Genomic DNA, 25,777 nt, shown 5'->3' with positions numbered 1-25,777 from the left:
ACCAGTTCAGGGTGCTGAGAGGCAAAGATCGAGCAGACGGGCAAAACCAGAGGCGTCAAGCTTGTCAAAGCCGCTGCTCAGCTGCGCAAGCTCGGTCGCGCCTGCGCTGCCCAGGACCGGGTCGGCGAAAAGATGGAACTTGTCTGAGATCTCAGCGTCCGAGAGTGGCAGATCGCTATCGCCCTTGGGCGTGCGGGCGACATCTTCAAAGCTGCGCCCATCTGTCGTATGTATTGTCACCTGAGCCCAACGTTTCCCTTGGGAAATCCTGGTCAGATGCGGATCGTCAATCAGCCGTATCTTGTCGCTGACCCGCAAGATTTCCGGATCCGACAGCGTGTCCTGGGCCAGTTCCTGTACCCCGATTTGACCGCGCACGATCATTGTGGCAACGGGAAAGGCGATACCATAGGCAAATTCATCCACTGTCGCAGGTCGATGCCCGGCAAGCCGGGTCGCATTGTGAAATGTTTTGATGTCAACAGCTTCGATGTTGTCATGGGTCAGGCCATGGGTCGCCATCAGGGATGCCACGGAGTCGATACTGGGGTGCGCCCATCGGCAGCAAGGATAGGGTTTGTAACTGGTATCTTCAACCGTACGCCAGGCCTGACCCAGATCGGCCCAGAATTCCGGTGCGTCTTCGCAGGTCAGGGCGGGCGCGCCGGTAAATCCTTCGCGGGCGAGGTAGGCTGCGACAACACCAGAGGGGGCCCCCCAGCCAACACCGTCGCGCACCATGGTAGGATGGTCGATACAACGCATCATCTGGCTGCGCGGCCCGTGATATTCGCCAATTCCTGCTGCGTGTCGAATTTGATCAGCTGTGCATTGCAACATTCGGGCAGCGGCGGTTGCAACACCTACAGCCGTCCATGCGCCGGACGTGTGATAATCCGTGCAGGTCGCATGCTGGGCCAGTCCGGCACGGTAACTGATCTCATATCCAATCGCGAGAAAAACAGCAAAATCGCGTCCTGTCAGCGGGATGCGTGATGCATCCGCAAGGGCAAGCAGGGCGGGAAACACCGCCGAACCGGCATGCCCCTTGCAAGGAGAGGTCGTATCGTGGGCGTCCACTGCATCGACTGTAAAACCACCGGCCATCGCCGCACCAGCAGCTGACAGGGGGGTGCCGTTCATCAGGACACGCGCCGAACTTTCGGTTGTGGGGCCGAACATGGTTCGCCCTCCTCGCACCGCGATCCGCGCCATTTGCGTGGTCGATGCAACGGCCGCAACGCCCATGGTATCCAGAAAAGACCGGCGCAAGGTCGCGAGTAAAGCATCCGGTAAGTCATCATAGGTCAGATCAGCGACAAAGTGCTGAAAGGGCAGGGACATGACGCGTACTCCGGCTGTTTCACCTTCAGCCTAGGGCGCAAGACCACTCAGAAATGCCTGATTGCGACCTCAACCGTCGCGATTGCGTGCTGAAAGCCGGGGCAGCATTGCTGAAAAGTCCTTCCCCCGTCCGTCTTCGTCTTCGACGAATTGCCGGTACAGTTCCAGCGCAAGCGCCCCCATCGGCGTGTCGGCGTTCACGGCCTCGGCTGCTTGCTGGCTCAGCCCAAGGTCTTTCAACATCAGTTCAGCGGCAAAACCGGGTTTGTACCCATTGTCCGCAGGCGACGTCGGGCCAACGCCCGGGGCCGGGCAATAGTTGTTCATCGACCAGGAAAAACCCGATGAAGTGCTGACCACGTCAAACATTTTCTGGCGGTCGAGATCAAGCTTGTCTGCCAGGGCAAAGGCTTCGCAGGTGGCGATCATCGTGGCGCCAAGGATCATGTTGTTACAGATCTTAGCGGCCTGTCCGGCACCGGCTTCACCGCAATGAACAGCTTTTTGTCCCATGATGTCAAACAGGGGTTGCGCCTTGGCAAATGCATCGACGGACCCCCCCGCCATAAAGGTCAATGTCCCTGCAGATGCGCCGCCAATGCCCCCCGAAACAGGAGCGTCGACGGACAGAAACCCCGCTTTTTCAGCGGCTTCCGAGGTGTTTCTCGCGCTTTCGACATCAACTGTCGAACAATCGATCAACAGAGCACCCGCTTTCATATGGGTGATCGTCTGGGCCGCGACCTGTCTGAGAATGGACCCGTTTGGCAACATGGTGATGACCACATCGGCTTCTTTTACCGCCGCTTCGATATCGCCGGCCTGTGTCACGCCTTCGGCTGTTGTGCCCGCAACGTCATACCCTGTCACACGATGGCCAGCAGCGGCCAGATTGGCCGCCATCGGCGCACCCATGTTGCCCAATCCGATAAATCCGATGGTGAGGGGTGTCATTGGTCTCTCCTAAAGTTTGAGGGCCTGTGCGCCCAGAGGTTGCAGCATTTTGGTGACCGCGGCATAGGGTACCTCACCGCTTGGATATTGCCATTTGGGGGCACGGTCTTTGTCAATGATCGCCGCCCTGATCCCTTCGAGGAAATCTCCGTGTTCGCAAGCACGGTGGGTAAAGCGATACTCAAGATCAAGCGCCTTTTCCATGGTAAGGGCAGGACCACGCAACCGGTGTATCATTTCGACAGTACAGGCTGCAGACAGGGGGGAATTCCGGCGGATGTTCTTGAGCGCGGCCATGGCAAAGTCACTGCCATCATTGCCCAGCTTCGTCACAATGTCCCGCAGATCCTCACCGGTAAAAAGGGCTGTGATCTGTTCGATCTGCCCTTCCAGCCACCCCTCTGGTGGGGTCTGTGCCGCCACGACAAGCCCGTCTGCAGAGCCAGTTTCCTCCATCTCCCTGGTCAAGGGTGTCCACATTCGTTCTGGCACATATATATCTGCGAAACCTGCAAAAATTGCATCTGCTGGTCCCATTCTGGTGGCGGTTATCCCCAGGTATTCCCCAAGCCGCCCCGGCGCGCGTGCAAGAATCATCGAACCGCCGACATCAGGGACAAGGCCAATCCCGCACTCGGGCATCGCGATCTGGCTGCTTTCGCCGACCACACGGCGCGAACCATGACAACCGATGCCAACACCGCCACCCATGGTGAAACCCTGCAAAAAGGAAACGACCGGTTTGGCATAGGTGTATATCTTGTGATTCAGTCGGTATTCATCAGCCCAGAACTTCTGACCATAGCTATAGTTCCCCTTGATGCCCTGTGCATACAGTTCGGCAATATCGCCACCGGCACAAAATCCGCGATCGCCCGCGGCATCGATGACAACCAGATCGACAGTTGCATCATCCCGCCAGGAATCAAAGGCATTTTCAATCGCAAGGCACATCTCATAAGTGAGCGCATTCAATGCCTTGGGGCGATTCAAGGTGATCCGTCCAGCACGCCCGAGAATTCGTATCTCGACGTCACTCATCTGTTTTTCAACATTTCACGGGCAACGATAACACGCATGATCTCGTTGGTACCTTCAAGAATCTGATGCACCCGCAAATCGCGCACCAGTTTCTCGATCCCATAATCCGCAAGATAGCCGTATCCACCATGCAATTGAAGACATTGGTCGACAATCCTGCTGCCTGCTTCGGTGACAAACTTCTTTGCCATCGCGCAAAACTTGGTCGCATCCGGCGCGCCTGTATCAAGTTTCCAGGCTGCTTGGCGTAGAAAGACACGCGCCGCCTGTAATTCGATTTCCATATCGGCAAGCCGGAACTGTAAGCCCTGAAACTGGTCGATCGGCTTGCCAAAAGCCTTGCGTTCCCCCATGTAATCCAGCGTCTTGTTCAGGGCTGTCTGTGCGGCGCCAAGGGAACAGGCGGCAATGTTCAGACGTCCGCCGTCAAGGCCTTTCATCGCATATTTGAAACCCTGGCCCTCTTCACCCACCAGATTTCCGGCGGGAATGTTGCAATTGTCGAATTGAACTTGCGCCGTTGGTTGGCTGCGCCAGCCCATTTTGTCTTCCAGACCACCAAAGGAAAGCCCGTCAGTACCGTCTTGCACATAGACGGTTGAAACGCCCGCGGCCCCGTCTTCCGAAGTGCGCACCATGCAGACATAGGCATCAGAATAACCACCGCCGGAAATGAAAGCCTTGGTGCCGTTCAGACTGTATCCATCGTTTGTGCGGGTTGCTTTGGTCTTCAGCGCCGCGGCATCCGACCCTGAACCGGGTTCGGTCAAGCAATAGCTGAGCACGGTATGCATCGACAGGACATCCGGCATGACCCGTGCCTTCAAGGCATCATCGGCAAAACTGTCCAGCATCTTGGCACACATGTTATGGATAGACAGAAAGGCTGCCACTGACGGGCAGGCCATGGAAAGCGCTTCAAAAACCAGCGTGGCATCAAGCCGGCTCAGTCCGGATCCCCCCGATTCTTCAGACACATAAAGCGAACCAAAGCCGAGTTCGGCAATCTTGGGCCACAAATCCTTGGGGATGGTTTCTTCTTTTTCCCAAGTCTGGGCATGAGGCGCTATATGCTCCTGGCCAAAGGCATGTGCCATGTCAAAAATGGCGGTTTGTTCTTCACTCAGTGCAAAATCCATCGTGTGCTCGCTTTGGTTAATGAACGCATGCTATTCTTCAATCTTTTCAGAAATCTTGCATGACGGCACAGGTGTGCCGCACTTCAGGCTTCATCTTGCAAATAAACTCAATCCCGCACCAACAACATGCGCCACCTTGGGGCAGGGGCGCAGGGCGGGCCTCCCCCCTGCGCCGGCTGTTGTTTATTCCATTACGGGAATGGAAAACTCGCCACCTTCCTTGATGCCCGAGGGCCAGCGCGCGGTCACGGTCTTGGTGCGTGTGTAAAACTTGAACGCATCCGGCCCGTGCTGGTTCAGATCACCAAAGACGGATTTCTTCCAACCGCCAAAGGTGTGATAGGCCAGCGGCACCGGGATCGGTACGTTGATACCCACCATGCCGACGTTGACACGGTTGGCGAAATCACGCGCTGCATCGCCGTCACGGGTATAGATCGCAGTGCCGTTGCCATATTCATGATCCATGGCAAGACCGATGGCTTCTTCATAGGTTTTCGCCCGCACACAGGTCAGGACAGGGCCAAATATTTCATGTTTGTAGATGTCCATGTCCCTGGTGGCATGATCAAACAGATGCGGCCCGACGAAATAGCCGTTTTCATAGCCTTGCAGTTTGAAATCGCGACCGTCGACAACCAGTTCCGCACCCTGGTCGATACCGGTCTGCACCAGTCGTTCGATGTTTGCCTTGGCCGCAGCGGTGACAACCGGACCGTAATCCACGTCATTGCCCGATGTATAGGGACCTACTTTCAGGCTTTCGATGCGGGGAACAAGCTTTTCAATCAGGCGGTCCGCTGTCTCGTTACCTACCGGAACAGCGACTGAAATCGCCATGCAACGTTCGCCCGCAGCGCCATAGCCTGCACCAATCAATGCATCAGCCGCCTGATCCAGATCGGCGTCCGGCATGATGATCATGTGGTTCTTTGCGCCCCCGAAACACTGGACGCGTTTGCCCTGTGCACAGCCGGTGCCATAGATATATTCGGCGATCGGGGTTGACCCGACAAAGCCGACAGACTGGATGGTGTCGTCATAAAGGATCGCATCCACGGCCTCTTTGTCGCCGTTCACGACCTGCAGGATACCTTTGGGCAGGCCGGCTTCCTCGAACAACTCGGCGAGCATCAGAGGAACGGACGGATCACGTTCGGAGGGCTTGAGAATGAAGGCATTGCCGCAGGCAATGGCAGGCGCAAACATCCACATCGGGATCATGGCTGGAAAGTTGAAAGGGGTAATGCCCGCTGTCACACCAAGAGCTTGACGCATGGAATACATATCGATGCCGGGGCCGGCGGAATCGGTGTAGTCACCTTTCAGAAGTTCAGGCGCACCGATGCAATATTCAACGACTTCCAGCCCGCGCTGCACGTCGCCTGCAGCATCGGGCAGGGTCTTGCCATGCTCGCGTGACAGGGCTTCGGCCAACTTGTCCATGTCGCGGTTCAGAAGCGTTACAAGTTTCATCAGCACCCGTGCGCGGCGCTGTGGATTGGTGGCGGCCCAGGCGGGTTGCGCCGCCGCGGCATAGGCGACGGCCTGTTCCAGTTCTTCTTTCGAAGCGAGTGGGCATTTTGCCTGCACTTCGCCTGTCGCGGGATTCATCACGTCCGAGAACCGGCCGGAGGTCCCTTTGACACGCGCGCCGTTCAGATAGTGGGTGAGTTCTTGCATGGTGTTCTCCGCAATATTGGTTTAACGGCATCCTAGTCTTGCAAAAAGGCAAAGCAAAGAGGCAAGAATGCAAATTGAATTTGCTTTTTTGCAAAACGTTTTGACATCCGAACCCGCAATCGGGGGAGCCTTCAGGAGGGGACACGCGCAATGGCATATAACTGGGACGACCTGCGCCTCTTTCTTGCCGTGGCGCGGGCTCAAAGCCTGTCCGGGGCGGGCAAGGCCTTGCGGCTGGATCCGGCAACTCTGGGCAGAAGGGTGGTTCGCCTGGAGGCGGCTCTTGAGGCGGTGTTGTTTGTAAAATCACCGCAGGGCTATGCTTTGACCGCTGCAGGGGCGCAACTGCTGGAACGTGCGGAGGCCGCAGAGCAGGCGATGCGGTTGGCCATTGCGGGCGTGGCGGCAGCCAGCGACAGGTTGACCGGACAAATCCGTATCGGTGCCCCTGATGGCATCGCGAATTTCCTGTTGCCGCAGGTCTGTGCTCAAATCGCCTCGGACCATCCCGGACTGGACATTCAGGTTGTCGCCTTGCCGCGGGTCTTCAACCTGTCGCGGCGCGAAGCAGATATGGCAATCGCCGTCAGCGCACCTGAGGCCGGGCGGTTGACCGTGCAGAAAATCACCGATTATCAACTGCATCTGGCTGCCTCTCGACAATATCTTGAGAAACACGGACCGATCAGTGACGTGAACACGCTCAAGAGCCATCGCATTGTCGGTTACATCCCGGATATGATCTTTGACAGGGAACTGGATTATCTTGAGGATCTTGGCTTGGCGTCGGTGACACTGGGATCGAACTCTGTCTCGGTTCAAGGGCATATGATCCAGCAGGGGGGTGGTATCGGTGTGGTGCATGACTTTGCCCTGCCGTTTCTGTCGGGAGTCGAGAAAGTCCTATCTCGGGAGGTTTCCCTGCGCCGCGCCTTCTATCTGATCCGGCATGCTGACGACCAGGGCAATCAGAAGCTTGGTCAGTTTGCAGAGATCCTCAGCGGCGCTTTGCGCAGCGAAGTCTCACGGTTGGAGAGGAAAGCTTGACACTACGTACCTTTGTGGCGAACGATTGGACTCTGAGGGTCGCCAATCGGAAGGAACTGCAATGCATGTCTCACAAATCCTGAAATCCAAATCCGATCAGTCTGTGGTCACGTCACCGCCAACCATGTTGATCTCGGAAGCGGCAAGGATGTTGTCGGAGAAACGCATCGGGACGCTGGTGATCTCATCCGACGGCAAGACACCGGATGGCATCCTTTCAGAACGCGACATCGTGCGCGAACTTGGCAAACAGGGGGCCAGTTGTCTGCCGCTGACTGTGGACAGATTGATGACACGCGAATTGGTGACCTGCAGCTTGAATGACCGCGCGGATGTTATCTTGCAGCAAATGACCGATGGCAGGTTCCGACACATGCCAGTCCTGGAAGACGGGGAACTGGTAGGTCTGATCAGCCTTGGTGACGTTGTCAAAGCGCGGTTGACAGAACTGGCGATGGAAAAAGATGCCCTTGAAGGGATGATAATGGGGCACTAACCTGCTTGCACCGATCTGCACTGCATGTTTGCATGTGCAGCGAATGAACCGCCGCCCATAACTGAACAGTCAGGACGCCGCATGCGCATTGGCCTTTACCCCGGCACTTTTGACCCTATCACATTGGGCCATATCGATATCATTCGACGTGCGGCCACGTTGGTGGACAAGTTGGTGATCGGCGTTGCGATCAACCGGGACAAGGGACCATTGTTTTCCCTGGAAGAACGCGTTGCGATGATTGAAGAGGAATGTGTGTCCCTCGCCAAGCAGACGGGCATCGAAATTGTTGTTCATCCTTTTGAGAATCTTCTGATTGATTGTGCCAATGATGTCGGCGCGCAGATCATCGTGCGCGGATTGCGGGCCGTCGCGGATTTTGAATATGAATATCAGATGGTCGGCATGAACCGGCAGTTGAACGACACGATTGAAACCATATTCTTGATGGCCGAGGCGCAGCATCAGGCGATTGCAAGCAAGTTGGTCAAAGAAATCGCACGGTTGAACGGCGACATCAGCAAATTTGTGACGCCAAGCGTGGATGTTCAGGTGCGGGCGAAATTCGCAGGCTAGACCCAGAGTAACAAACGCTGAGCCTAAAGAAAGCGGGCGATGACACCTGCCGTATCCAGCATCCTGTTGGAAAAGGCCCATTCGTTATCATACCAAACCAGGACCCGGGCGAGATTGCCCTGTTGCACCGCTGTCTGGTCGCTGGCGAAAATCGCGCTTGCCGGGTCGTGGTTGAAATCTGTCGAGACCAACTTGCGTGCGGTGACATCAAGCACACCCTTCAATGGGCCGTTGGCAGCATCCTGCATTGCCTGATTGATCTGGGATTCGTTTGCATCTTGGCCAAGTTCGACCACAAGATCACAGCAGGATACATTGGGTGTGGGCACGCGGATGGCCGTTCCCGTGATTAACCCTTCCAGATGAGGCAATACGACGCCGAGCGTCTGAGCAGCACCTGTGGTGGTTGGGATCATCGAAAGGGCGGCCGCCCGCGCACGATAAAGATCCTTGTGGGCGCGGTCATGTACCGGCTGCGTGCCGGTATAGCTGTGCACGGTGGTCATATGACCCCGCAAGATGCCAAAGGTCTCATGCAGGACATGTGCAACCGGCACCAGACAATTCGTCGTGCAGGAAGCATTGCTGATGATCTGGTCCGTGGCAGTGATCTGATCATGGTTGACGCCGTAAACCACTGTCTTGACATCTCCCTTTGCGGGAGCAGAGATCAGCACACGTTTGCTGCCATTGGCAAGATGCAGCGCCGCTTTTTCGGGACTGCGGAAGAACCCCGTGCATTCGAGGGCAATATCCACATCCTCCCAGGGCAGATTGTCGGGTGATCGTTCGGCGGTGACGCGGATCGGCCCATGCCCCACGTCAAGCGTATTGTCGCCAAGGCGCACCGGGCGGCCAAACCGTCCGTGCACGGAGTCGAACTCAAAAAGATGCGCATTGGTTTCCAACGGGGCAAGGTCGTTGATGGCCACCACTTCGAAGTTGGTGCCGCCACGCTCGACAAGCGCCCGCAAGATGTTGCGCCCGATGCGGCCAAAGCCGTTGATGGCAAGTTTTACCGTCATGACATCACCTTTTGATCAAATGCACAGTGTAGAAAATGATCACTGTGTGGCTCATGTCAACGCCTGGGGCGCGGGAAACAAGTACCAATACAATATAGATGATTTCGACCGGCCTAGCGCCAGAAGGCAACCCATTCGATCAATTCCAGCATTTTCTTGCCAAGAAAAATCATGTGTTCGGTGCCGTAGAACGCCCAATCCACCGCTATTGCCCCAACAAGCAATATCCCCAGGATAAAGGCGATAAGATTGGTCACGTGGCTCCACTCCGAAATGGTCCGCCCCGATATGACAGGGGCTGGCAGGTCGTGCAAGGGGCTGGCCCCATGGGGAAAGCTCGGGTAGGGCGTTTAGCCCAGTTTTCCCATAGCCACAGCCACATCCGCCATGCGCACTGAAAAGGCCCATTCATTGTCATACCAACCCAGCACGCGGACGGTACGCCCTGCCACCACGATGGTTTGATCCGGCGCGAAAATGCAGGATTCCTCGGTGTGGTTGAAATCAACGCTGACCTTTTGTTCGGGATCATATCCCAACACGCCTTTCATGGACCCGCTGGCAGCTGATTTGGCCGCGGCATTGACCTCTTCAACTGTGACATCACGCGACGCCGTAAAGGTTAGATCCACTGCGCTGACATTGGGAGTGGGGACACGGATGGCAGTGCCGTCAAGTTTGCCCTTCATCGCGGGGTATACTTCGCCCAGTGCTTTGGCCGCACCGGTGGAGGTCGGGATCAGCGCCATTGCAGCGGCACGGGCGCGGTACAGGTCTGAATGGCGACGATCGAGCGTCGGCTGGTCGCCTGTGTAGCTGTGGATCGTGGTCATCAGACCACTTTCGATGCCCACGGCTTCGTGCATGACCTTGGCAAGTGGCGCAAGACAGTTTGTCGTGCAGGATCCGTTTGAAATCATCCGGTCGGATTTCTGCAACTGGTCGTGGTTAACGCCGTAAACGACCGTACGGTCGACGTTCTTGCCGGGTGCGGAGAGCAAAACGCGTTTTGCACCTTGTTCAAGATGCACCTTTGCCTTGTTGCCATCGTTGAATTTGCCCGTACATTCCAGCACCAGATCGCAACCGGTCCAATCCAGTTCTTCCAGATTGTAGGAAGACATGACTTCGATGTCGTTCTGTCCCAGGTTCAGATACCCTCCGTCAATATTGACCTGCCCTGGAAAACGACCATGCACCGAGTCGTACTTCAGCAGATGCGCTGCAGTCTCAATTGGACCGGTGGCGTTGATTTTGACCACCTGAATGTCATCGCGGCCAGATGCGGCGATATGATTCAGCGTGCAGCGGCCAATGCGGCCAAATCCGTTGATTCCGACTTTGATGGGCATGAGGGTCGTCCTTTGGTCTGGGAGCTTGTGCGCTCTATAACGGGGGCAAGGACATAGATTAAAGAGGGAAAGCTAAGTATAAGTTGCTGTTAGCGCTAAATTTTTATGTTAGCGTTAAAGCGATTGCCATAGTGGGTTTGCCCCTTTGGACGGGTGCGCTAACTGTGAGGCACAAAGTACAGGGGATAGCATGAGCGGTTTGATAGCCTTGTTTGACGATGTCGCAGCGATTGCCAAAGTCGCTGCAGCGTCGATTGATGACGTCATCGGTCAAGCGGCCAAGGCTGGCAGCAAGGCAGCCGGGGCGGTGATCGACGATGCGGCTGTCTCACCGAAATATGTGCAGGGATTTGCCGCCCACCGCGAACTGCCGATCATCTGGAAGATCACCAAGGGCAGTCTGCGCAACAAATTGCTATATTTGTTACCCGCCGGGCTGGCCTTGTCCGCATTTGCGCCGGGGGCCATTTCACCCCTTTTGATGCTGGGCGGTGCCTATTTGTGTTTCGAAGGGGCCGAGAAGGTTGCCTATGTGCTTGGGCTGAGCCATGGCCATGCGGAATTTCCGGGGCAGAAAACCACCCTTGAAGACCCTGCGCGTCTCGAAGAACAAAAGGCAGCAGGGGCAATCAAGACTGATTTCATCCTGTCGGCCGAGATCATGACAATTGCCTTGGCCGCCATCCCGACAAGCAATTTCTGGATGGAGGCGGCAACGCTGGCTGCTGTTGCCGTGATGATCACAGTGGTTGTTTACGGGGCCGTGGCCGTCATTGTCAAAATGGATGATCTGGGCCTTGCCATGGCCAACCGCGGTCGCCTTGCCATCTCGCGCGCCATGGGGCGCGGATTGGTACGAGCCATGCCGGGATTTCTGAAAACGCTGACTGTCATCGGCACAGCGGCGATGCTCTGGGTTGGTGGATCAATCATCATTCACGGCATGCAGGAACTTGGATTGAATGAACCGGGCCACCTGATTCATGATCTGGCTGCGAAGGTAGGGCACCTTGTGCCTGCTCAGTTTCAGGGCGTTACCGAATGGTTTACCAAGGCGGCGATGGACGGCGTATTCGGCCTGATATTGGGGCTCGCGCTTATTCCCGTGGGTGAAAAATTGGTTACGCCCTTGTGGCGCAAGCTCTTTCAGCGGGATGCCAAGGCAAACAACGGGCACTGAAATTCAGGCGAGCGAACTATTCCTCTTGAACCTTCAATAATCTGAAGGCCCGTCGACCTGTGCCTGTAGAATGCACCATATCCGATTGAAACAGAACAATATTTAAACCTAAGCAGGGTAATGCACGGGAAAGGTTTGACAATCGTTTGTATAGAACCATCGTGATCTGTATCTATCGCTGGCGACGCATGGCGAATTGGCTCAACACCCCCGCGATGACCAAATGGCCCGACAGGACATACAGAACCAACGCCATCATCCCTGACCCGCCAAAGCATAGCCAAAGCAGTGCAACCATCAGGCCAAAGCAAAATGCAGCCATCAATAATGCAATGGGCATGTGTACTCCTTTCGCGGGTTGAGGATTTAGCTTAGCGCAGCAGGAGATAACAAGATATTAACAAGCCACCACACAACCATAGGTTAAGGTCGGGAACAAGGCGACGCAAATCTGTCGGCGCGCGGAAACGAGCGGTCGATGGCTGGTCATGAGCGGTTTTGCGCTTAAAACCAGGAGCTGAAACAAGGATGCCCCGCCTTTGTGTGGCGGGGCATCATTTGAAACTATTTATTTCAACGTCAATTGTCAGGGTTAAAGCAGGTCTCTGGCCGCTGTGGCAATGCCTTGGGCGGTAATGCCAAACTTCTCGAACAATTCTTCAGCCGGGGCAGAAGCACCAAAGCTGTCCATGCCGACAAAAGCGGCTTTGCCGAATTTGCCACGCTCACCCAGCAGCCAGCGATCCCATCCCATACGCACACCGGCTTCGATGCCGACGCGCACCGCGCCACCGGGCAGGATGCGCTTGCGATAAGCATCGTCCTGGGCGGCAAACAATTCCATGCAGGGCATTGAAACGACGCGGACGCCAATGCCTTCGCTTTGCAACATTTCGCGCGCCTGCAAAGCCAGATGTACTTCTGAGCCGGTGGCGATCAGGATCACCTGGCGCTTTGTTCCTGTTTCCGCGTCCGCCAGGACATAAGCGCCTTTTTCGACCATGTTGGAATTCTTGTGCTCGGTCCGTAGCGTAGGAAGCCCCTGGCGGGTCAGAGACAGAACCGAAGGCGTCGACTTGGCCGTTAGTGCGACTTCCCAGGCTTCAGCCGTTTCAATGGTATCTGCGGGGCGGAAAACATAGGTATTCGGAGTGGCACGGGAAATGGCCAGATGCTCAACCGGTTGATGGGTCGGCCCGTCTTCGCCGAGGCCGATGGAGTCGTGGGTCATCACAAAAACCGTCGGAATCTTGGACAGCGCCGCCAGACGCATCGCAGGGCGGGCGTAATCCGTGAAACACATGAAGGTACCGCCATAAGGACGGATGCCCCCATGTAGCGCCATGCCGTTCATCGCGCTGGACATGCCGTGTTCGCGCACCCCCCAATAGACATATCGGCCGGCACGATTGTCGACATCGAATACGCCCAGATCACCGGTCTTGGTATTGTTTGACCCAGTCAGGTCGGCCGAGCCGCCAACGGTTTCGGAAAGGATCGGGTTGATCACTTCGAGGGCTTTCTCCGAAGAAGCGCGGGTCGCGAGCTTTGGCGCGGTTTCAGACATCTGCTTTTTAAAGGCCTTGATGGTCGCGCTCAGTTTCTTGGGGGCATCACCTGCCAGGGCGCGATTGAAAGTCTCGCGCTTGGCACGCGGCATCTTGTCGAAACGCTCTTCCCAAGCCTTGCGTTCGGCCACACCGCGTTTGCCGATGGCCTCCCATGCGGATTTCACATCATCCGGCACTTCAAAAGAACCTGCTGTCCAACCATAGGCGGCCTTGGCAGCCTCAAGTTGCGCAGGGTCCGTCAAGGCACCGTGGCCTTTGGACGTATCCTGTGACGCGTGCCCCAGAGCGATATGAGTTTTACAGGCGATCATTGTCGGCATATCCGACTTGCGTGCAGCCGTGAGGGCGGCGTCAATCTCTGCTGGATTATGGCCATCGATTTCGATGGTTTCCCAGCCGGCAGCCTCGAATCGTTTTACCTGATCGGTACGGTCCGACAGGGTGACGGGGCCATCGATGGTGATATTGTTGTTGTCCCACATCACGATCAACTTGGACAACTTGTGTCGGCCCGCCAATGAAATCGCTTCCTGGCTGACACCTTCCATCAGACATCCGTCGCCGGCTATCACATAGGTATAGTGATCGACTATCTTGTCGCCGTAGGTCGCCCGTTGAATTTCCTCGGCCATTGCAAAGCCAACCGAATTGGCGATGCCCTGGCCCAGAGGTCCTGTCGTGACTTCGATGGCGTCCGCAAGAAAGTTCTCGGGGTGGCCTGCAGTGCGCGCACCCATCTGACGAAAGTTCTTGATCTCTTCGAGCGGAAACTGCGCGTCACCTACCAGATGAAGCAGTGAATAAAGCAACATGGAGCCGTGTCCCGCCGAGAGGATGAAACGGTCCCGGTCGGGCCAAAGCGGATTGGCCGCATCGAATTTCAGGTGGTTGCCAAACAACACAGTGGCGACATCAGCCATGCCCATCGGCATGCCGGAGTGGCCAGAGTTTGCTGCGGCGACGGCATCCAGCGTCAGGGCGCGGATGGCGGTGGCTTTGGACCAATGGTCAGGGTTTGCGGTGCGCAGGGCGTTCAGATCCAAGAGATGCTTCCTTATCGGAGAGGGGGATTTGCGCCTGTGCATACCAGCAGACCCGCAAAGTTCAAGCCAAAGGCGATACTGACCACAGGCAGACCTGTTGCAACGGTTCAACTTCGCCGTTCAAGTGGCTGATCTCAAACGGGGGGCGCATTTGCTGATTTCTTTGGGTAGGATTGCCTAAACAGGGCTTTTCAGCGATTCGGTGACGGAAATGCGAAAAGGCCGACAATAGGATGAACGCTAAAGGGGATGTCAGGGACATGCGCAACATCGACGAGCTACAGCGCCGTATCACTACCGCGATGGACCGGGTGGCCAGCGGCTTGGACAAAATCGGCACAGGGCCTGCCGGACCGGACCCGGAAACCGTGCAGGCACTAGAAGATGAGAGAACCGCGAATGCGCAACTGACAGAACGTGTTCGTGCGCTCAAGACAAAGCTGGACGGCGAAACCGCAAAATTGCGGGCGCAGGTCGAAGAAGCCGAGACCCGTCTGGCGCAACTGGACGTAGATCTGCAGCGGGTACGACGGGCCAATCTGCAATTGACTGAAGCCTGCGAAGCGCTGCAAAAAGCCAATAGCGAAGGTGCGGGCGACCCACATCTGATCAACAAGGCCATGCTGGCCGAGTTGGAAGGCCTGCGTGCGGCACGGGCATCGGATGTGGCGGAATCGACTGCCATACTTGCTGCTTTGACGCCCTTGTTGGAAACTGCAAGCGATGAGGAGACAGTTTGATGCCGGAAACACGTATTACAATCGGTGGTCGTCAGTTCGAAGTGGCCTGTCAGGAAGGCGAAGAAGGCTATCTGCATGCCGCCGCCAAAATGCTGGACGACGAGGCCCAGGTTCTGAGTGATCAAGTCGGGCGCATGCCAGAGGCGCGGATGTTGCTGATGGCGGGGCTGTTACTGGCTGACAAGACCGCCAGCGTTGAAGACAAGATCAAGGAGGTCCGTGCGGAACTGGCAGAACGCGAGGCCGAACTGGCCGGCTTGCGCAATGCAGTGGTCGAACCGGAACGCATCGAAGTTCCGGTCGTGCCACAACAGGTCACTGATACGCTGGCCGAAGTTGCCGCTCAGGCTGAAGCATTGGCAGCCGCTGTGGAAGAAAAATCCGCCACCACTTCCTGATGTCGGCGCAGGGCAGGGCATCTGGCCCATTTACCATTCCACGGAAAATGAAAAACCGGTCCGCCTTTCGTCGCGGAACGGGTCGACGCCCCTTGGTCAAGGGGTCAATAGGCCCCGCGCCGCTGTAGAGAAGACTGGATTATCCGTTGGCTTCGCGGATCTTGTTTGCCGCTTCCTGGTCGAACTTCACGTCGTTCTCTGCGAACAAGGTGTCCAGTTCACCGGACAGGGTCATTTCTGTTACGATGTCACAACCGCCCACAAATTCGCCTTTGACGTAAAGCTGAGGCACGGTTGGCCAATCCGAAAAATCCTTGATGCCCTGGCGCAATTCCTCATCCGCCAGAACATTCACGTCGGCAAATTCTACGCCCATGTAATTTAACACACCTGCCACGCGGGATGAAAACCCACATTGCGGCATCTCTTTGGTGCCTTTCATGAACAGGACAACGTCATTGTTGGTGACGGTTTCTTTGATCTGGGCAGCGGTATCGCTCATGATATTAATCCTTTGATTTTGTGGTGTGGAACGCGGTGTGAAACCGCGCTGCATAGGTTTCATCATCGGCCAGCGGCGCTACTTCGGTGTCCGCACGTCCAAAAAAACCTTTGGCGGTCAACCAATTGGTCTGACCCCGCTCAAGGCTTTCATTGCGCCGGTTGGTGCGCGAAACTGCGTCCAGGTCTGTTGCTTCCATTCCCAAGGGGACATCGCTTTGGCGTCGCGCAGGTTGACGCGAGGCAAGCGGTTTATAGGTCGATCGTTGGGCGCGGAATTGCAGGGAGGCAATAGCAACGACCCCGATAACAACCATGATGAGCAACCCGACCCACATGATATCAGTCCGGTGCCTTGGTGGTCAGCGCGAGCGCGTGCAATTCACCGCTTGGCCCGTCCATCTTGCCCTTGAGGGCGGCATATACGGCACGTTGTTGCTGAACACGGTTCATGCCCTTGAACGAAGCGTCGACAACCATTGCGGCCATATGCACGCCGTCATTACCCTGTACGGTGATTTCAGCCTGCGGAAACGCGGCGCGGATCAGATCTTCGATCTCTTGGGCTTGCATGGGCATGGGACTGGCTCCGGTTGGTTTGCGGCATCGTATTTGGCTATGATGTAGTCGGGCGGGGAAGACTGTGCAAGCGAGGGTGCAGAATTTTCCGGCTTTGGGTGATGTCGTGAGATCGCTTTATTTCATTGAGAGTGTCGAGGCGCGCCACTAGATGTAATGTAGTCAGTCCTATTCAGGCCCCGAAGGAGGACCGAGATGCAACCAAGTGAAAATGCACCTGAACAAGCCCTTGACTGGGTTCGCAAAGGAAAGGGCGCGGCTCTTGCCACGGTGATTGAAACCTGGGGGTCGGCACCTCGTCGGGTGGGCGCGCAACTGGTTGTGTCGCGCGATGGTGCGATGGAAGGCTCTGTCTCGGGCGGTTGCGTCGAAGGTGCCGTGGTTCTCGAAGCACTGGAAGTCCTGGAACGGGGCGGCACCAGAATTCTCGAATATGGTGTCAGTGACGGTGACGCCTTTGCTGTCGGGCTGGCCTGCGGCGGAACAATCCGGATTCTGGTAGAGCCGGTCGGCGAAGGCGGGATCCCTGTCGAGATGCTCGAAGAATTGGTCGCCGCACGTGAGGATCGCGAGGCAATCGCCTATGAAGTGGCGCTGGATGGTTCGGCCCGTGCCTTGGTACGTGACCGGCACCAGTCACGGTTTCGCACGGATCGTTCGGGTCTCAGTGAAGACGGACAGATCTTTGTTGCAATTCACAATCCACCCTTGCGGTTGATTGTCGTGGGCGGGGTACATATCGCGCAAACACTGGTCGCAATGGCACAGGCCACCGGTTATGACCCGATTGTCGTGGACCCACGCGAAGCCTTTGGTTCAACAGAACGCTTCCCCAATGCCGAGGTGATCAACGACTGGCCTGACGAGGCGCTGCGCAAAATCGGCGTGGATGCGCGGACTGCCCTGGTCCTGTTGACCCATGACCCGAAACTTGACGATCCTGCCCTCCACGTCGCCCTTGCCTCCCCAGCCTTTTACATCGGCGCTTTGGGCAGTTCGCGCACCCATGGCAAACGCCTATTGCGGCTGGGCGAAGCCGGGTTCGATACCGGTCAAATTGCCCGTATCAAAGGACCGGTGGGTCTGGACATCGGCGCGGCAGGTCCTGCCGAAATCGCGGTCTCGATCATGGCGCAGATGATCCAGACCCTGCGTAAGCCATGAAGTTCGGTCCTGTTCCCGTGGCCAATGCCAAAGGCACCGTGCTGGCGCATTCGGTTCGGCTGAACTCGGGTCGGTTGCGCAAAGGCGTGTTGTTGGAAGCCAGCCATATCGCGGCCCTGCGTGAAGCCGGTGTCGCGCAGGTCGTCGTGGCGCGGCTGGATGCGAATGACGTCGCAGAAAATGATGCCGCGGCGGCCTTGGCTCAGGCGGTGTTGGGGGATGGCCGGGGGTTGCAGGTGACGGCACCGTTTACAGGACGGGTCAATCTTTTGGCGACGGGGCCGGGGGTTGTACAACTGGATGTGGCAGCGCTTGAGGCGGTGAATGCCGTGGATCCGATGATCACCATCGCAACAGTGCCAGCGCAGGGGCAGTTGGCGACAGGTGGCATGGCTGCAACGATCAAGATCATCTCATATGCCGTCAGTGACAGCGCCCTGTCAGCAGCGGTGGCGGCCGCGGGCAGCGGTGCCATTTCCCTTGCCAATCCGGTATTGCGCACAGCAACATTGATCATCACCGATATTCCGGGCGGCCCGGCCGACAAGGGCCGCAAAGCCATAGAGGACAGGCTCGCAGCACTTGATATGCAGCTGGATGCCGTTGTGCTTGTGGCCCATGACGAATCCGCTCTGGCCGCAGAAATTGCAACCGCTCAAAGCGATCTGGTGCTGGTTCTGACCGGTTCGGCGACCTCTGATCTGGCGGATGTTGCGCCTTCGGCACTGCGCCGCGCAGGCGGGCGGGTGCTGCGATTTGGCATGCCGGTTGATCCGGGAAACCTGTTGTTTGTCGGTGACTTGGGCGAACGGCCCGTGATCGGCCTGCCGGGATGCGCCCGATCGCCTGCGTTAAACGGCGTTGATTGGGTATTATCGCGCATCGTCTGCGGTGTTCCCGTCACGGCAAGTGACATCGCAGGGATGGGGGTTGGGGGGCTGCTCAAGGAAATCCCGTCGCGACCGCAACCCCGCAGAGGCGGAAAAGCCTAAGGCCAGAAGCGGCGTTTTCAGCTGATTGGCTGCGATTTCCCGCCTTATCCCCGAAACACGAAGATTTGTTATTCTCAACTGTGGTCATGCGTGTTTAACTCCACTCAAACGAGCACACCAAGGGAGGAAGATATGACACAGGTCAACATGACCGTGAACGGTAAATCCGCGTCTGGCGACGTTGAAGGCCGTACATTACTGGCGCAATTCCTGCGCGATGACCAAGGACTTACCGGCACCCATATCGGTTGCGACACCAGCCAGTGTGGTGCCTGTGTGGTTCACGTCAATGGTGAGGCGGTCAAAGCCTGCACCATGCTCGCGATCGAGGCGGACGGTGCGACAGTCGGTACGATCGAAGGACAGGCCAATGACGATGGATCCCTGAATGTGATCCAGCAGGCTTTTCAGGATCACCATGGGTTGCAATGCGGCTTTTGCACGCCGGGCATGGTGATGTCAGCGGCTGCCCTGCTCAAGGATAACCCAAAGCCGAGCGAAGCCGAAATCCGTCACTATCTGGATGGCAATATTTGCCGCTGCACCGGCTATCACAACATTGTCAAAGCGATCATGGCGGCCTCTGGGCAGGATGTCAGTGCGATAGCAGCCGAGTGATCGGGGCATGACCCCCGACACAAAGGTGCGCACCTGTCTGTGGTTTCAAACCGGTGGCCTCCAGGCGGCGGAATTCTACATCACGCTGCTGGAGGACAGCCGGATCGAACAGACCATGACACTGGCGCAGGCAGACGAACCCATCGTCGTTGACCTGACATTGGGGGGAACCCCCTATCAGTTCCTGACGGCAGGGGATCACCATGCCTTGTCCCCGGCCGTGTCCCTTTCTGTGTTGACAGATGATCAGGCAGAAACCGACAGGCTTTGGGCAGCTTTGCTTGATGGGGGCGGCAGTGAAATGGCCTGTGGCTGGCTGACCGACAGGTTCGGCGTGTCCTGGCAGATCGTGCCGCGCAGGCTGATGGAACTGCAATATCACAAGGACCGGGCCATGGCGCAACGGGTACATGACGCCATGACCAAGATGATCAAGATCGACATCGCAGCACTTGAGGAGGCTGCCGCGACGTCGCGGAAATGAAATCTGGCGTGACCGGGGGAGACCGGAAACGCCACGTGAGGGAGGAATTGATATGCCTAAAGATGGTGGAATTGGTGCCAGCAGCAAGCGGCGCGAAGACGTCCGGTTTCTGACTGGAAACGGAAACTACACAGATGACATCAATATACGGGGGCAGGCCTATGTGCATTTCCTGCGCTCTGATATTGCACATGGGACGTTGACTTCTGTGGATACGGCAGCAGCGGCGGCGATGCCTGGCGTCATCCAGATTTTCACGGGTGACGATTTCGCCGAGATTGGCGGCATGCCTTGCGGCTGGCAGATCACGGACAAACATGGCGCAGCGATGCAGGAACCAAAACACCCCGTTCTTGCGCATGGCAAGGTACGTCATGTCGGTGAACCGATTGCCGCAGTCGTGGCCGAAACGCTTGCGCAGGCACGCGATGCTGCCGAGGCCATCGAGGTCGAGATCGCGGAACTGCCTGCCGTGGTGAACATGAAGGATGCGGTCAAGGAGGATGCGCCGAAGGTGCATGATGATCTGACATCAAACCTTTGTTATGATTGGGGATTCGTTGAAGAAAATAAGGCGGCGGTGGACGAGGCGTTTGAAAAAGCGGCCCATGTCACCACGCTTGAGCTGGTCAACAACCGTCTGGTGGCCAACCCGATGGAACCGCGTGTGGCGATTGGAGATTACAACCGCTCGGACGGGGAGCACACGCTTTATACCACCAGCCAGAACCCGCACGTCATTCGCCTTTTGATGGGGGCTTTTGTGCTGGGCATTCCCGAGCATAAGCTGCGTGTTGTGGCCCCCGATGTGGGCGGTGGCTTTGGCACCAAAATTTTCCATTATCAGGAAGAGGCGTTTTGTACCTTTGCCGCCAAGGCGATCAACCGTCCGGTCAAATGGACCTCGACACGCTCCGAAGCCTTCATGTCCGACGCGCACGGGCGCGACCATGTGACCAAGATCGAGTTGGCGCTGGACGCACAGAATAACTTTACCGCCCTGCGCACCGATACCTATGCCAACATGGGGGCCTATCTGTCCACCTTTGCACCTTCTGTGCCGACCTGGCTGCACGGCACCTTGATGGCGGGCAATTACAAGACGCCCTTGATCTATGTGAACGTCAAGGCTGTGTTCACCAACACCGTTCCGGTCGATGCCTATCGCGGAGCAGGTCGTCCCGAAGCGACCTTCCAACTGGAGCGTGTGGTGGACAAATGTGCCCATGAGCTGGGCGTTGACCCGATCGCCCTGCGGCGCCAGAATTTCATCACCGAATTCCCCTATGCCACGCCTGTGGCGGTGGAATATGATACCGGCGATTACGTCGCGACCATGGACAAGCTTGAAGAACTGGCGGACATCGCCGGTTTCGACGCCCGCCGCAAGGAAAGCGAAGCACGGGGCAAGCTGCGCGGTTTCGGCGTGAATTGCTATATCGAAGCCTGTGGGATCGCGCCATCGAACCTTGTTGGACAGTTGGGCGCACGTGCAGGATTGTATGAATCCGCAACGGTGCGCGTAAATGCAACAGGCGGTTTGGTTGTCATGACCGGATCGCATTCGCATGGACAGGGGCATGAGACCTCTTTTGCCCAGGTCGTGGCCGAGATGATCGGTATCGACGAAAGCATGGTGGATATCGTGCATGGCGATACATCCAAAGTGCCGATGGGAATGGGGACATATGGATCGCGTTCGATTGCGGTGGGCGGTTCTGCGATGGTTCGGGCGACGGAAAAGATCATCGCCAAAGCCAAGAAGATCGCCAGCCACCTGCTGGAAGCCAGTGAGAGCGATATAGAGTTGAAGGATGGAGCCTTCAGTGTCGCAGGCACGGATAAATCCGTCGCCTGGGGAGATGTGACCCTGGCGGCATATGTTCCACACAACTATCCTCTGGATGACATCGAGCCAGGTCTGGAAGAAACGGCATTTTATGATCCGTCCAACTTTACCTATCCGTCCGGTGCTTATGCCTGCGAAGTTGAACTGGACCCTGAAACTGGTGTTGTTACCATCGAGCGCTTTACCGCGGCGGATGATTTTGGCAACATCATCAACCCGATGATCGTAACAGGCCAGGTGCACGGAGGTCTGGCGCAAGGGATCGGTCAGGCCCTGCTTGAGAACTGCGCCTATGACGAGGACGGCCAGTTGTTGAGTGCATCCTATATGGATTACGCGATGCCGCGGGCCTCGGACCTGCCGATGTATGATGTCGACCACTCTTGCCAAACTCCTTGTACCCATAATCCCCTGGGGGTGAAGGGCTGTGGTGAGGCAGGGGCGATCGGGTCTCCGCCGGCCGTCGTCAATGCGGTCCTGGATGCCATGCGTTCAGGCGGTAAGGATGTCGCGCATATTGATATGCCGGTCTCTCCAAGTCGCGTCTGGGCAGCAATGAACGGGTGAGGTGAGAGGAGCGGGGACACAGCCGGGGCGCTGCCCCGGACCCCGGAGTTTAGTGGCAAGATGAATTTCGCAGGGCCCATTTTCAGATGCGTGCCAGCTGATTGGAAGGAAAGACGATGTATAATTTTGATGTAGAAAAACCGCGCACGGTTGCCGATGCGGTGCAGGCTATGGCCCGCGAGGAAGCACAGCTGTTGAGTGGCGGTCAGACCTTGATTCCGACGCTCAAGGCGCGCTTGGCGTCACCCTCGGTTCTTGTGTCCCTGTCTGGGATAGACGAGATGCAGGGGCTGTCCATGTCGGATGATGGCTTGCTTTGTATCGGAGGCGGCACCACCCATGCGACGGTTGCGACGGGAGCGGCAGCGCAATATCCGGCGCTGGCGCATCTGGCTGCGCGGATCGGTGATCCGGCTGTCCGCAATCGCGGGACCATCGGAGGGTCTGTTGCTAACAATGACCCTTCCGCCTGTTATCCGGCGGCTGTTCTGGGCAGTGGCGCGACGATTGTGACGGACAAACGCGAAATCGCGGCAGACGACTTTTTCCTGGGCATGTTCGAGACTGCTCTGGAGGAAGGCGAGATTGTTACGGAAGTGAAATTTCCGATTCCCTCTGCGGCGCATTATGAAAAAATCATACAGCCTGCGTCGCGTTTTCCGCTTGTTGCTGTTTTCGTGGCCCGCTTCGCGGATGGGGTGCGGGTGGCAGTTACGGGGGCGTCCAACAATGGGGTTTTCCGCTGGAAACAGGCCGAGGAGGCGCTGACGGAGAATTTTGCGACTGAGGCTGTGGCGGGGTTGCAGGTGGACGCAGCAGAGATGATCAGTGACTTGCATGGCTCGGGTGGCTATCGTGCACATTTGGTCGCCGTGATGACCCGGCGGGCTGTTGCTGCCGCTGGGTGAACCGGACCCCAGCCGATTGCCAAAGCCGCGCACCGCAGGGTGCGCGGCTTTTTGTTGCTGATATTGAATGACGGAACCTCCGGGGCCTTTGTGGGTTGTACCAACATGGCCAGTCTTTGGCATTTGATCACCAGTGAGGACAAAGCGATGAGAAAGTTATTCCGATCCACCACAGCATTGGGCATGAGCTTTGCCTTGATTTTGCCGGCGACAGGTCAGGCGCAGGATCTTGATCCCTGTAATCTGGAGGCTGAAATCGGGCTCTTTCCCTGTATGGTCGAAGGCACGGTTGTGCGCAGCGCAGATGAATTGACCGCGCTGGTTGGGAACACCGACGGGCAGCCAGTTCAGGATGAGAACAGTCTGGCCGTCGAGCGCGGCAATGTAGAACCGGCGCAGGATGAGGCCCAGACAGATGCCGAGGCAGCGGCCGAAGCGCAGGCAGCGGCAGACGCGGCGGCTCAGGCCGAAGCAGAGGCAGCGGCCCAGGCGCAGGCAGAGGCCGAGGCAGCGGCGCAAGCCCAGGCTGAAGCGGAAGCAGCAGCTCAGGCACAGACTGAAGCAGAGGCAACGGCGCAAGCAGAGGCTGAGGCAGAGGCGGCGGCGCAAGCAGAGGCTGAGGCAGCAGCAGCGGCTGACCAACAACAGGCAGACCAAGCGGCGCAGGCCGAAGCAGAACGTTTGGCAGCTGAGCAAGCTCAGGCCGAAGCAGATCGTGCGGCGCTGCGTGAAGCCCGGGCCGCCGAAAGACAGGCCGAACTTGATGCGGCTGCCGCAGCCGCTGCCGCGGCGGCGCAAGGCCAGGGCACCGGAGATGTCGTGACCGAAGAGGTCACCGAAGACGATCTGCGTGCATCCAGTGAGGAGTTTGAAACAGCCGTCACCGGCGATGGTGCCGCAGCAGATAACGACAACGGTGGGTTAAGCAAGTTTGAAAAGGCCTTGTTGCTGGGCCTGGGGGCCGTTGTTGTCGGCTCTGTTCTGAAAAACGGTGACAAGGTGTTGAGCCGATCCGGTGACCGCGTCGTGGTTGAGGACCCCAATGGCGATCTGCGGGTATTGAAGGATGATGATGCGTTGATCCGCCGTGCCGGTGACAAGGTCACGACCGAGACCTTTGATGACGGATCTTCACGGTCGATTGTGACCAAACCGGACGGGTCGCGTATCGTGACCGTGCGCGGACGCGACGGCACAGTATTGCGTCGGGTCAATATCGACGCGCAGGGCAATGAATATGTCCTGTTTGATGATCTGGCCAAGGAAGAGCGTGTTGTCGTCACCGAATTGCCGCCGGTAAAGCAAAGTTTTGCAACTGTGGGCAATCAGGATGAGGCGGCCTTGCGTGCGGCCCTGGAAGCGGAAATGAATGCCGGTCAGAACCGTCGCTTTTCGCTTCGACAGGTGCGTGACATCAAACAGGTGCGCGCGCTTGCCCCCGAGTTAGAGCTGGACGCCGTCCGCTTTGACACCGGGTCTGCGGCGATCCGTCCCGAACAGGCGCGCAGTCTGGCCAAGATCGGGCGGACATTAAGCGATCTGGTTGCTGCCGATCCGCGCACCGTGATCCTGGTAGAGGGGCACACCGACGCGGTGGGCAGTGCGACCTATAATCTGGCTTTGTCCGACCGACGGGCCGAAACCGTTGCACTTGCCCTGACAGAATATTTCGACGTGCCGCCGGAAAACATGGTTACTCAGGGATATGGCGAAAGTGCATTGAAGGTTCTTACCCTGGCTCCGGAGGTGAAAAACCGCCGCGCCGTTGTGCGCAACATCACCCATCTTCTGCGGTGATTAAAGACTGAAAAGCCCCTGATGGATTTTCTCCATCAGGGGCTGTTCCAAATTCGACGTATCGGGAAGCCTGCGCTTATTTTGGCAGGGGTCCGATCAGCATGACCATCTGGCGGCCTTCCATTTTCGGGAAGTTCTCAACGCGGCCATGTTCCTTGGTGTCTTCTGCTACGCGCTCAAGCAATTCCCGGCCCAGATTCTGGTGGGCCATCTCGCGGCCACGAAAACGCAGGGTGATCTTGACCTTGTCGCCGTTGGCCAAAAACTTGAATACATTGCGCATCTTGATTTCATAGTCACCGCTATCCGTATTGGGGCGGAACTTGATCTCTTTGATGTCGATGATCTTTTGCTTTTTGCGCGCTTCGGCTTCGCGCTTTTGGGTCTCGTATTTGAATTTGCCAAAATCCATGATCTTGCAGACGGGTGGGTTGGCGTTTGGTGAAATCTCTACCAGATCAAGCCCGGCCGCCTCGGCCAGTTCCAAGGCGCGGGCAGGGGTGACAACACCACCGTTCCCGCCATCGGCCTCGATCAGGCGAATTTCGTTTGCACGGATGTTTTCATTTACGCGTGGGCCGGTATCTCGTTGCGGCGGCGCATTATGTGGTCTGCGAGCGATGGTGGTCGTCCTTTGATTATTCGATTGATATCGAGGACGTAAAGTAGCTGCCGCTTGGCGGTACTTCAAGCCGCAAATTGCCGTGTTTCACAGGAAGTTACAAAAGC

Annotated in this window: 27 protein-coding genes; 13 read left to right on the top strand and 14 right to left on the bottom strand. The window is 57.1% G+C overall.

Annotated elements, in window-relative coordinates:
• Positions 1 to 6: 6 nt before the first annotated feature.
• The 5 genes from OS190_RS10750 to OS190_RS10730 all read right to left on the bottom strand — a co-directional run bounded on the left by OS190_RS10750 (position 7) and on the right by OS190_RS10730 (position 6,161).
• The gene (locus OS190_RS10750) at positions 7 to 1,344 is read right to left on the bottom strand and encodes an MmgE/PrpD family protein (RefSeq protein ID WP_267158683.1); all 1,338 of its coding nucleotides are present in this window, start codon (positions 1,342 to 1,344) and stop codon (positions 7 to 9) included.
• A 69-nt stretch (positions 1,345 to 1,413) separates the two neighbouring features.
• On the bottom strand, positions 1,414 to 2,298 hold the full coding sequence (mmsB, locus tag OS190_RS10745) for a 3-hydroxyisobutyrate dehydrogenase (protein ID WP_267158682.1): 885 nt from the start codon (positions 2,296 to 2,298) through the stop codon (positions 1,414 to 1,416).
• A 9-nt stretch (positions 2,299 to 2,307) separates the two neighbouring features.
• A complete protein-coding gene (locus OS190_RS10740) occupies positions 2,308 to 3,339 on the bottom strand; it encodes an enoyl-CoA hydratase/isomerase family protein (RefSeq protein WP_267158681.1) in 1,032 nt (343 codons plus the stop codon).
• Positions 3,336 to 4,478, bottom strand: coding sequence for an acyl-CoA dehydrogenase family protein (locus tag OS190_RS10735; protein WP_267158680.1), 1,143 nt, complete (start codon positions 4,476 to 4,478; stop codon positions 3,336 to 3,338). The genes OS190_RS10740 and OS190_RS10735 overlap by 4 nt, the downstream gene beginning before the upstream one ends.
• A 183-nt stretch (positions 4,479 to 4,661) precedes the next feature.
• The gene (locus tag OS190_RS10730; RefSeq protein WP_267158679.1) at positions 4,662 to 6,161 is read right to left on the bottom strand and encodes a CoA-acylating methylmalonate-semialdehyde dehydrogenase; all 1,500 of its coding nucleotides are present in this window, start codon (positions 6,159 to 6,161) and stop codon (positions 4,662 to 4,664) included.
• A gap of 150 nt (positions 6,162 to 6,311) precedes the next feature.
• Here OS190_RS10730 and OS190_RS10725 point away from each other — a divergent pair, with 150 nt between their 5' ends.
• The 3 genes from OS190_RS10725 to coaD all read left to right on the top strand — a co-directional run bounded on the left by OS190_RS10725 (position 6,312) and on the right by coaD (position 8,280).
• Positions 6,312 to 7,208: a LysR family transcriptional regulator gene (locus tag OS190_RS10725; protein WP_267158678.1), complete on the top strand. Its 897-nt coding sequence runs from the start codon at positions 6,312 to 6,314 to the stop codon at positions 7,206 to 7,208.
• Between the two features lie 61 nt (positions 7,209 to 7,269).
• Positions 7,270 to 7,704 (top strand): CBS domain-containing protein, encoded by a 435-nt coding sequence (locus OS190_RS10720; protein ID WP_267158677.1) that lies wholly within the window; start codon positions 7,270 to 7,272, stop codon positions 7,702 to 7,704.
• A gap of 81 nt (positions 7,705 to 7,785) precedes the next feature.
• Positions 7,786 to 8,280, top strand: coding sequence for a pantetheine-phosphate adenylyltransferase (gene coaD / locus OS190_RS10715; protein ID WP_267158676.1), 495 nt, complete (start codon positions 7,786 to 7,788; stop codon positions 8,278 to 8,280).
• 23 nt (positions 8,281 to 8,303) lie between these two features.
• Here the strand turns inward: coaD and gap (OS190_RS10710) are convergent, their stop codons facing one another.
• The 3 genes from gap (OS190_RS10710) to gap (OS190_RS10700) form a co-directional block, all read right to left on the bottom strand.
• On the bottom strand, positions 8,304 to 9,305 hold the full coding sequence (gap, locus tag OS190_RS10710) for a type I glyceraldehyde-3-phosphate dehydrogenase (RefSeq protein ID WP_267158675.1): 1,002 nt from the start codon (positions 9,303 to 9,305) through the stop codon (positions 8,304 to 8,306).
• Between the two features lie 113 nt (positions 9,306 to 9,418).
• Complete coding sequence (locus OS190_RS10705; RefSeq protein WP_267158674.1) at positions 9,419 to 9,562, bottom strand: hypothetical protein; 144 nt, start codon at positions 9,560 to 9,562, stop codon at positions 9,419 to 9,421.
• A gap of 93 nt (positions 9,563 to 9,655) precedes the next feature.
• Positions 9,656 to 10,657, bottom strand: coding sequence for a type I glyceraldehyde-3-phosphate dehydrogenase (gene gap, locus OS190_RS10700; protein WP_267158673.1), 1,002 nt, complete (start codon positions 10,655 to 10,657; stop codon positions 9,656 to 9,658).
• A gap of 190 nt (positions 10,658 to 10,847) precedes the next feature.
• Here gap (OS190_RS10700) and OS190_RS10695 point away from each other — a divergent pair, with 190 nt between their 5' ends.
• Positions 10,848 to 11,837 (top strand): DUF808 domain-containing protein, encoded by a 990-nt coding sequence (locus OS190_RS10695; protein ID WP_267158672.1) that lies wholly within the window; start codon positions 10,848 to 10,850, stop codon positions 11,835 to 11,837.
• Positions 11,838 to 12,009: 172 nt separating this feature from the next.
• On the opposite strand, the gene OS190_RS10690 is transcribed toward OS190_RS10695, so the two are convergent.
• Both OS190_RS10690 and tkt read right to left on the bottom strand, forming a co-directional pair.
• Entirely contained in the window at positions 12,010 to 12,177 is a 168-nt protein-coding gene (locus OS190_RS10690; RefSeq protein ID WP_267158671.1) for a hypothetical protein, read from the bottom strand.
• A 252-nt stretch (positions 12,178 to 12,429) separates the two neighbouring features.
• Positions 12,430 to 14,451 carry a transketolase gene (tkt, locus tag OS190_RS10685; protein WP_267158670.1) on the bottom strand — a complete coding sequence of 674 codons (2,022 nt, stop codon included), beginning with the start codon at positions 14,449 to 14,451 and terminating at the stop codon, positions 12,430 to 12,432.
• A gap of 260 nt (positions 14,452 to 14,711) precedes the next feature.
• Here tkt and OS190_RS10680 point away from each other — a divergent pair, with 260 nt between their 5' ends.
• Both OS190_RS10680 and OS190_RS10675 read left to right on the top strand, forming a co-directional pair.
• Complete coding sequence (locus OS190_RS10680) at positions 14,712 to 15,191, top strand: hypothetical protein (protein ID WP_267158669.1); 480 nt, start codon at positions 14,712 to 14,714, stop codon at positions 15,189 to 15,191.
• Positions 15,191 to 15,589, top strand: coding sequence for a cell division protein ZapA (locus OS190_RS10675; RefSeq protein WP_267158668.1), 399 nt, complete (start codon positions 15,191 to 15,193; stop codon positions 15,587 to 15,589). The genes OS190_RS10680 and OS190_RS10675 overlap by 1 nt, the downstream gene beginning before the upstream one ends.
• A 139-nt stretch (positions 15,590 to 15,728) precedes the next feature.
• Here OS190_RS10675 and grxD read toward each other — a convergent pair whose 3' ends face one another.
• Genes grxD through OS190_RS10660 form a run of 3 tightly spaced genes read right to left on the bottom strand, consistent with a single transcriptional unit; the run spans position 15,729 to position 16,669 of the window.
• Positions 15,729 to 16,091 carry a Grx4 family monothiol glutaredoxin gene (grxD, locus tag OS190_RS10670; protein ID WP_267158667.1) on the bottom strand — a complete coding sequence of 121 codons (363 nt, stop codon included), beginning with the start codon at positions 16,089 to 16,091 and terminating at the stop codon, positions 15,729 to 15,731.
• A 4-nt stretch (positions 16,092 to 16,095) separates the two neighbouring features.
• Positions 16,096 to 16,428 (bottom strand): hypothetical protein, encoded by a 333-nt coding sequence (locus OS190_RS10665; RefSeq protein ID WP_267158666.1) that lies wholly within the window; start codon positions 16,426 to 16,428, stop codon positions 16,096 to 16,098.
• 4 nt (positions 16,429 to 16,432) lie between these two features.
• On the bottom strand, positions 16,433 to 16,669 hold the full coding sequence (locus OS190_RS10660; RefSeq protein ID WP_267158665.1) for a BolA/IbaG family iron-sulfur metabolism protein: 237 nt from the start codon (positions 16,667 to 16,669) through the stop codon (positions 16,433 to 16,435).
• Positions 16,670 to 16,864: 195 nt separating this feature from the next.
• Between OS190_RS10660 and OS190_RS10655 the strand changes: the two genes are divergently transcribed.
• The 7 genes from OS190_RS10655 (at position 16,865) to OS190_RS10625 (ending at position 25,048) form a co-directional block, all read left to right on the top strand.
• The gene (locus OS190_RS10655) at positions 16,865 to 17,833 is read left to right on the top strand and encodes an XdhC family protein (RefSeq protein ID WP_267158664.1); all 969 of its coding nucleotides are present in this window, start codon (positions 16,865 to 16,867) and stop codon (positions 17,831 to 17,833) included.
• Positions 17,830 to 18,825, top strand: a complete 996-nt coding sequence (locus tag OS190_RS10650) for a molybdopterin-binding protein (protein WP_267158663.1) — start codon at positions 17,830 to 17,832, stop codon at positions 18,823 to 18,825. Before OS190_RS10655 ends, OS190_RS10650 begins: the two co-directional genes overlap by 4 nt.
• A 132-nt stretch (positions 18,826 to 18,957) precedes the next feature.
• A complete protein-coding gene (locus OS190_RS10645) occupies positions 18,958 to 19,443 on the top strand; it encodes a (2Fe-2S)-binding protein (RefSeq protein WP_267158662.1) in 486 nt (161 codons plus the stop codon).
• A 7-nt stretch (positions 19,444 to 19,450) separates the two neighbouring features.
• Positions 19,451 to 19,927, top strand: a complete 477-nt coding sequence (locus tag OS190_RS10640; protein WP_267158661.1) for a VOC family protein — start codon at positions 19,451 to 19,453, stop codon at positions 19,925 to 19,927.
• Positions 19,928 to 19,979: 52 nt separating this feature from the next.
• Positions 19,980 to 22,343, top strand: coding sequence for a xanthine dehydrogenase family protein molybdopterin-binding subunit (locus OS190_RS10635; RefSeq protein WP_267158660.1), 2,364 nt, complete (start codon positions 19,980 to 19,982; stop codon positions 22,341 to 22,343).
• Between the two features lie 116 nt (positions 22,344 to 22,459).
• Complete coding sequence (locus tag OS190_RS10630; protein WP_267158659.1) at positions 22,460 to 23,251, top strand: FAD binding domain-containing protein; 792 nt, start codon at positions 22,460 to 22,462, stop codon at positions 23,249 to 23,251.
• Positions 23,252 to 23,398: 147 nt separating this feature from the next.
• On the top strand, positions 23,399 to 25,048 hold the full coding sequence (locus OS190_RS10625) for an OmpA family protein (RefSeq protein WP_267158658.1): 1,650 nt from the start codon (positions 23,399 to 23,401) through the stop codon (positions 25,046 to 25,048).
• A 76-nt stretch (positions 25,049 to 25,124) separates the two neighbouring features.
• Here the strand turns inward: OS190_RS10625 and infC are convergent, their stop codons facing one another.
• Entirely contained in the window at positions 25,125 to 25,739 is a 615-nt protein-coding gene (gene infC, locus OS190_RS10620) for a translation initiation factor IF-3 (RefSeq protein ID WP_267158657.1), read from the bottom strand.
• Positions 25,740 to 25,777: the final 38 nt, after the last annotated feature.

The sequence above is a fragment of the Sulfitobacter sp. F26204 genome, from assembly GCF_026410305.1.
Classification (GTDB): Bacteria; Pseudomonadota; Alphaproteobacteria; order Rhodobacterales; family Rhodobacteraceae; genus Sulfitobacter.
Note: the sequence above shows the minus strand (reverse complement) of the source record. Positions and strands in the feature narration are given on the sequence as shown.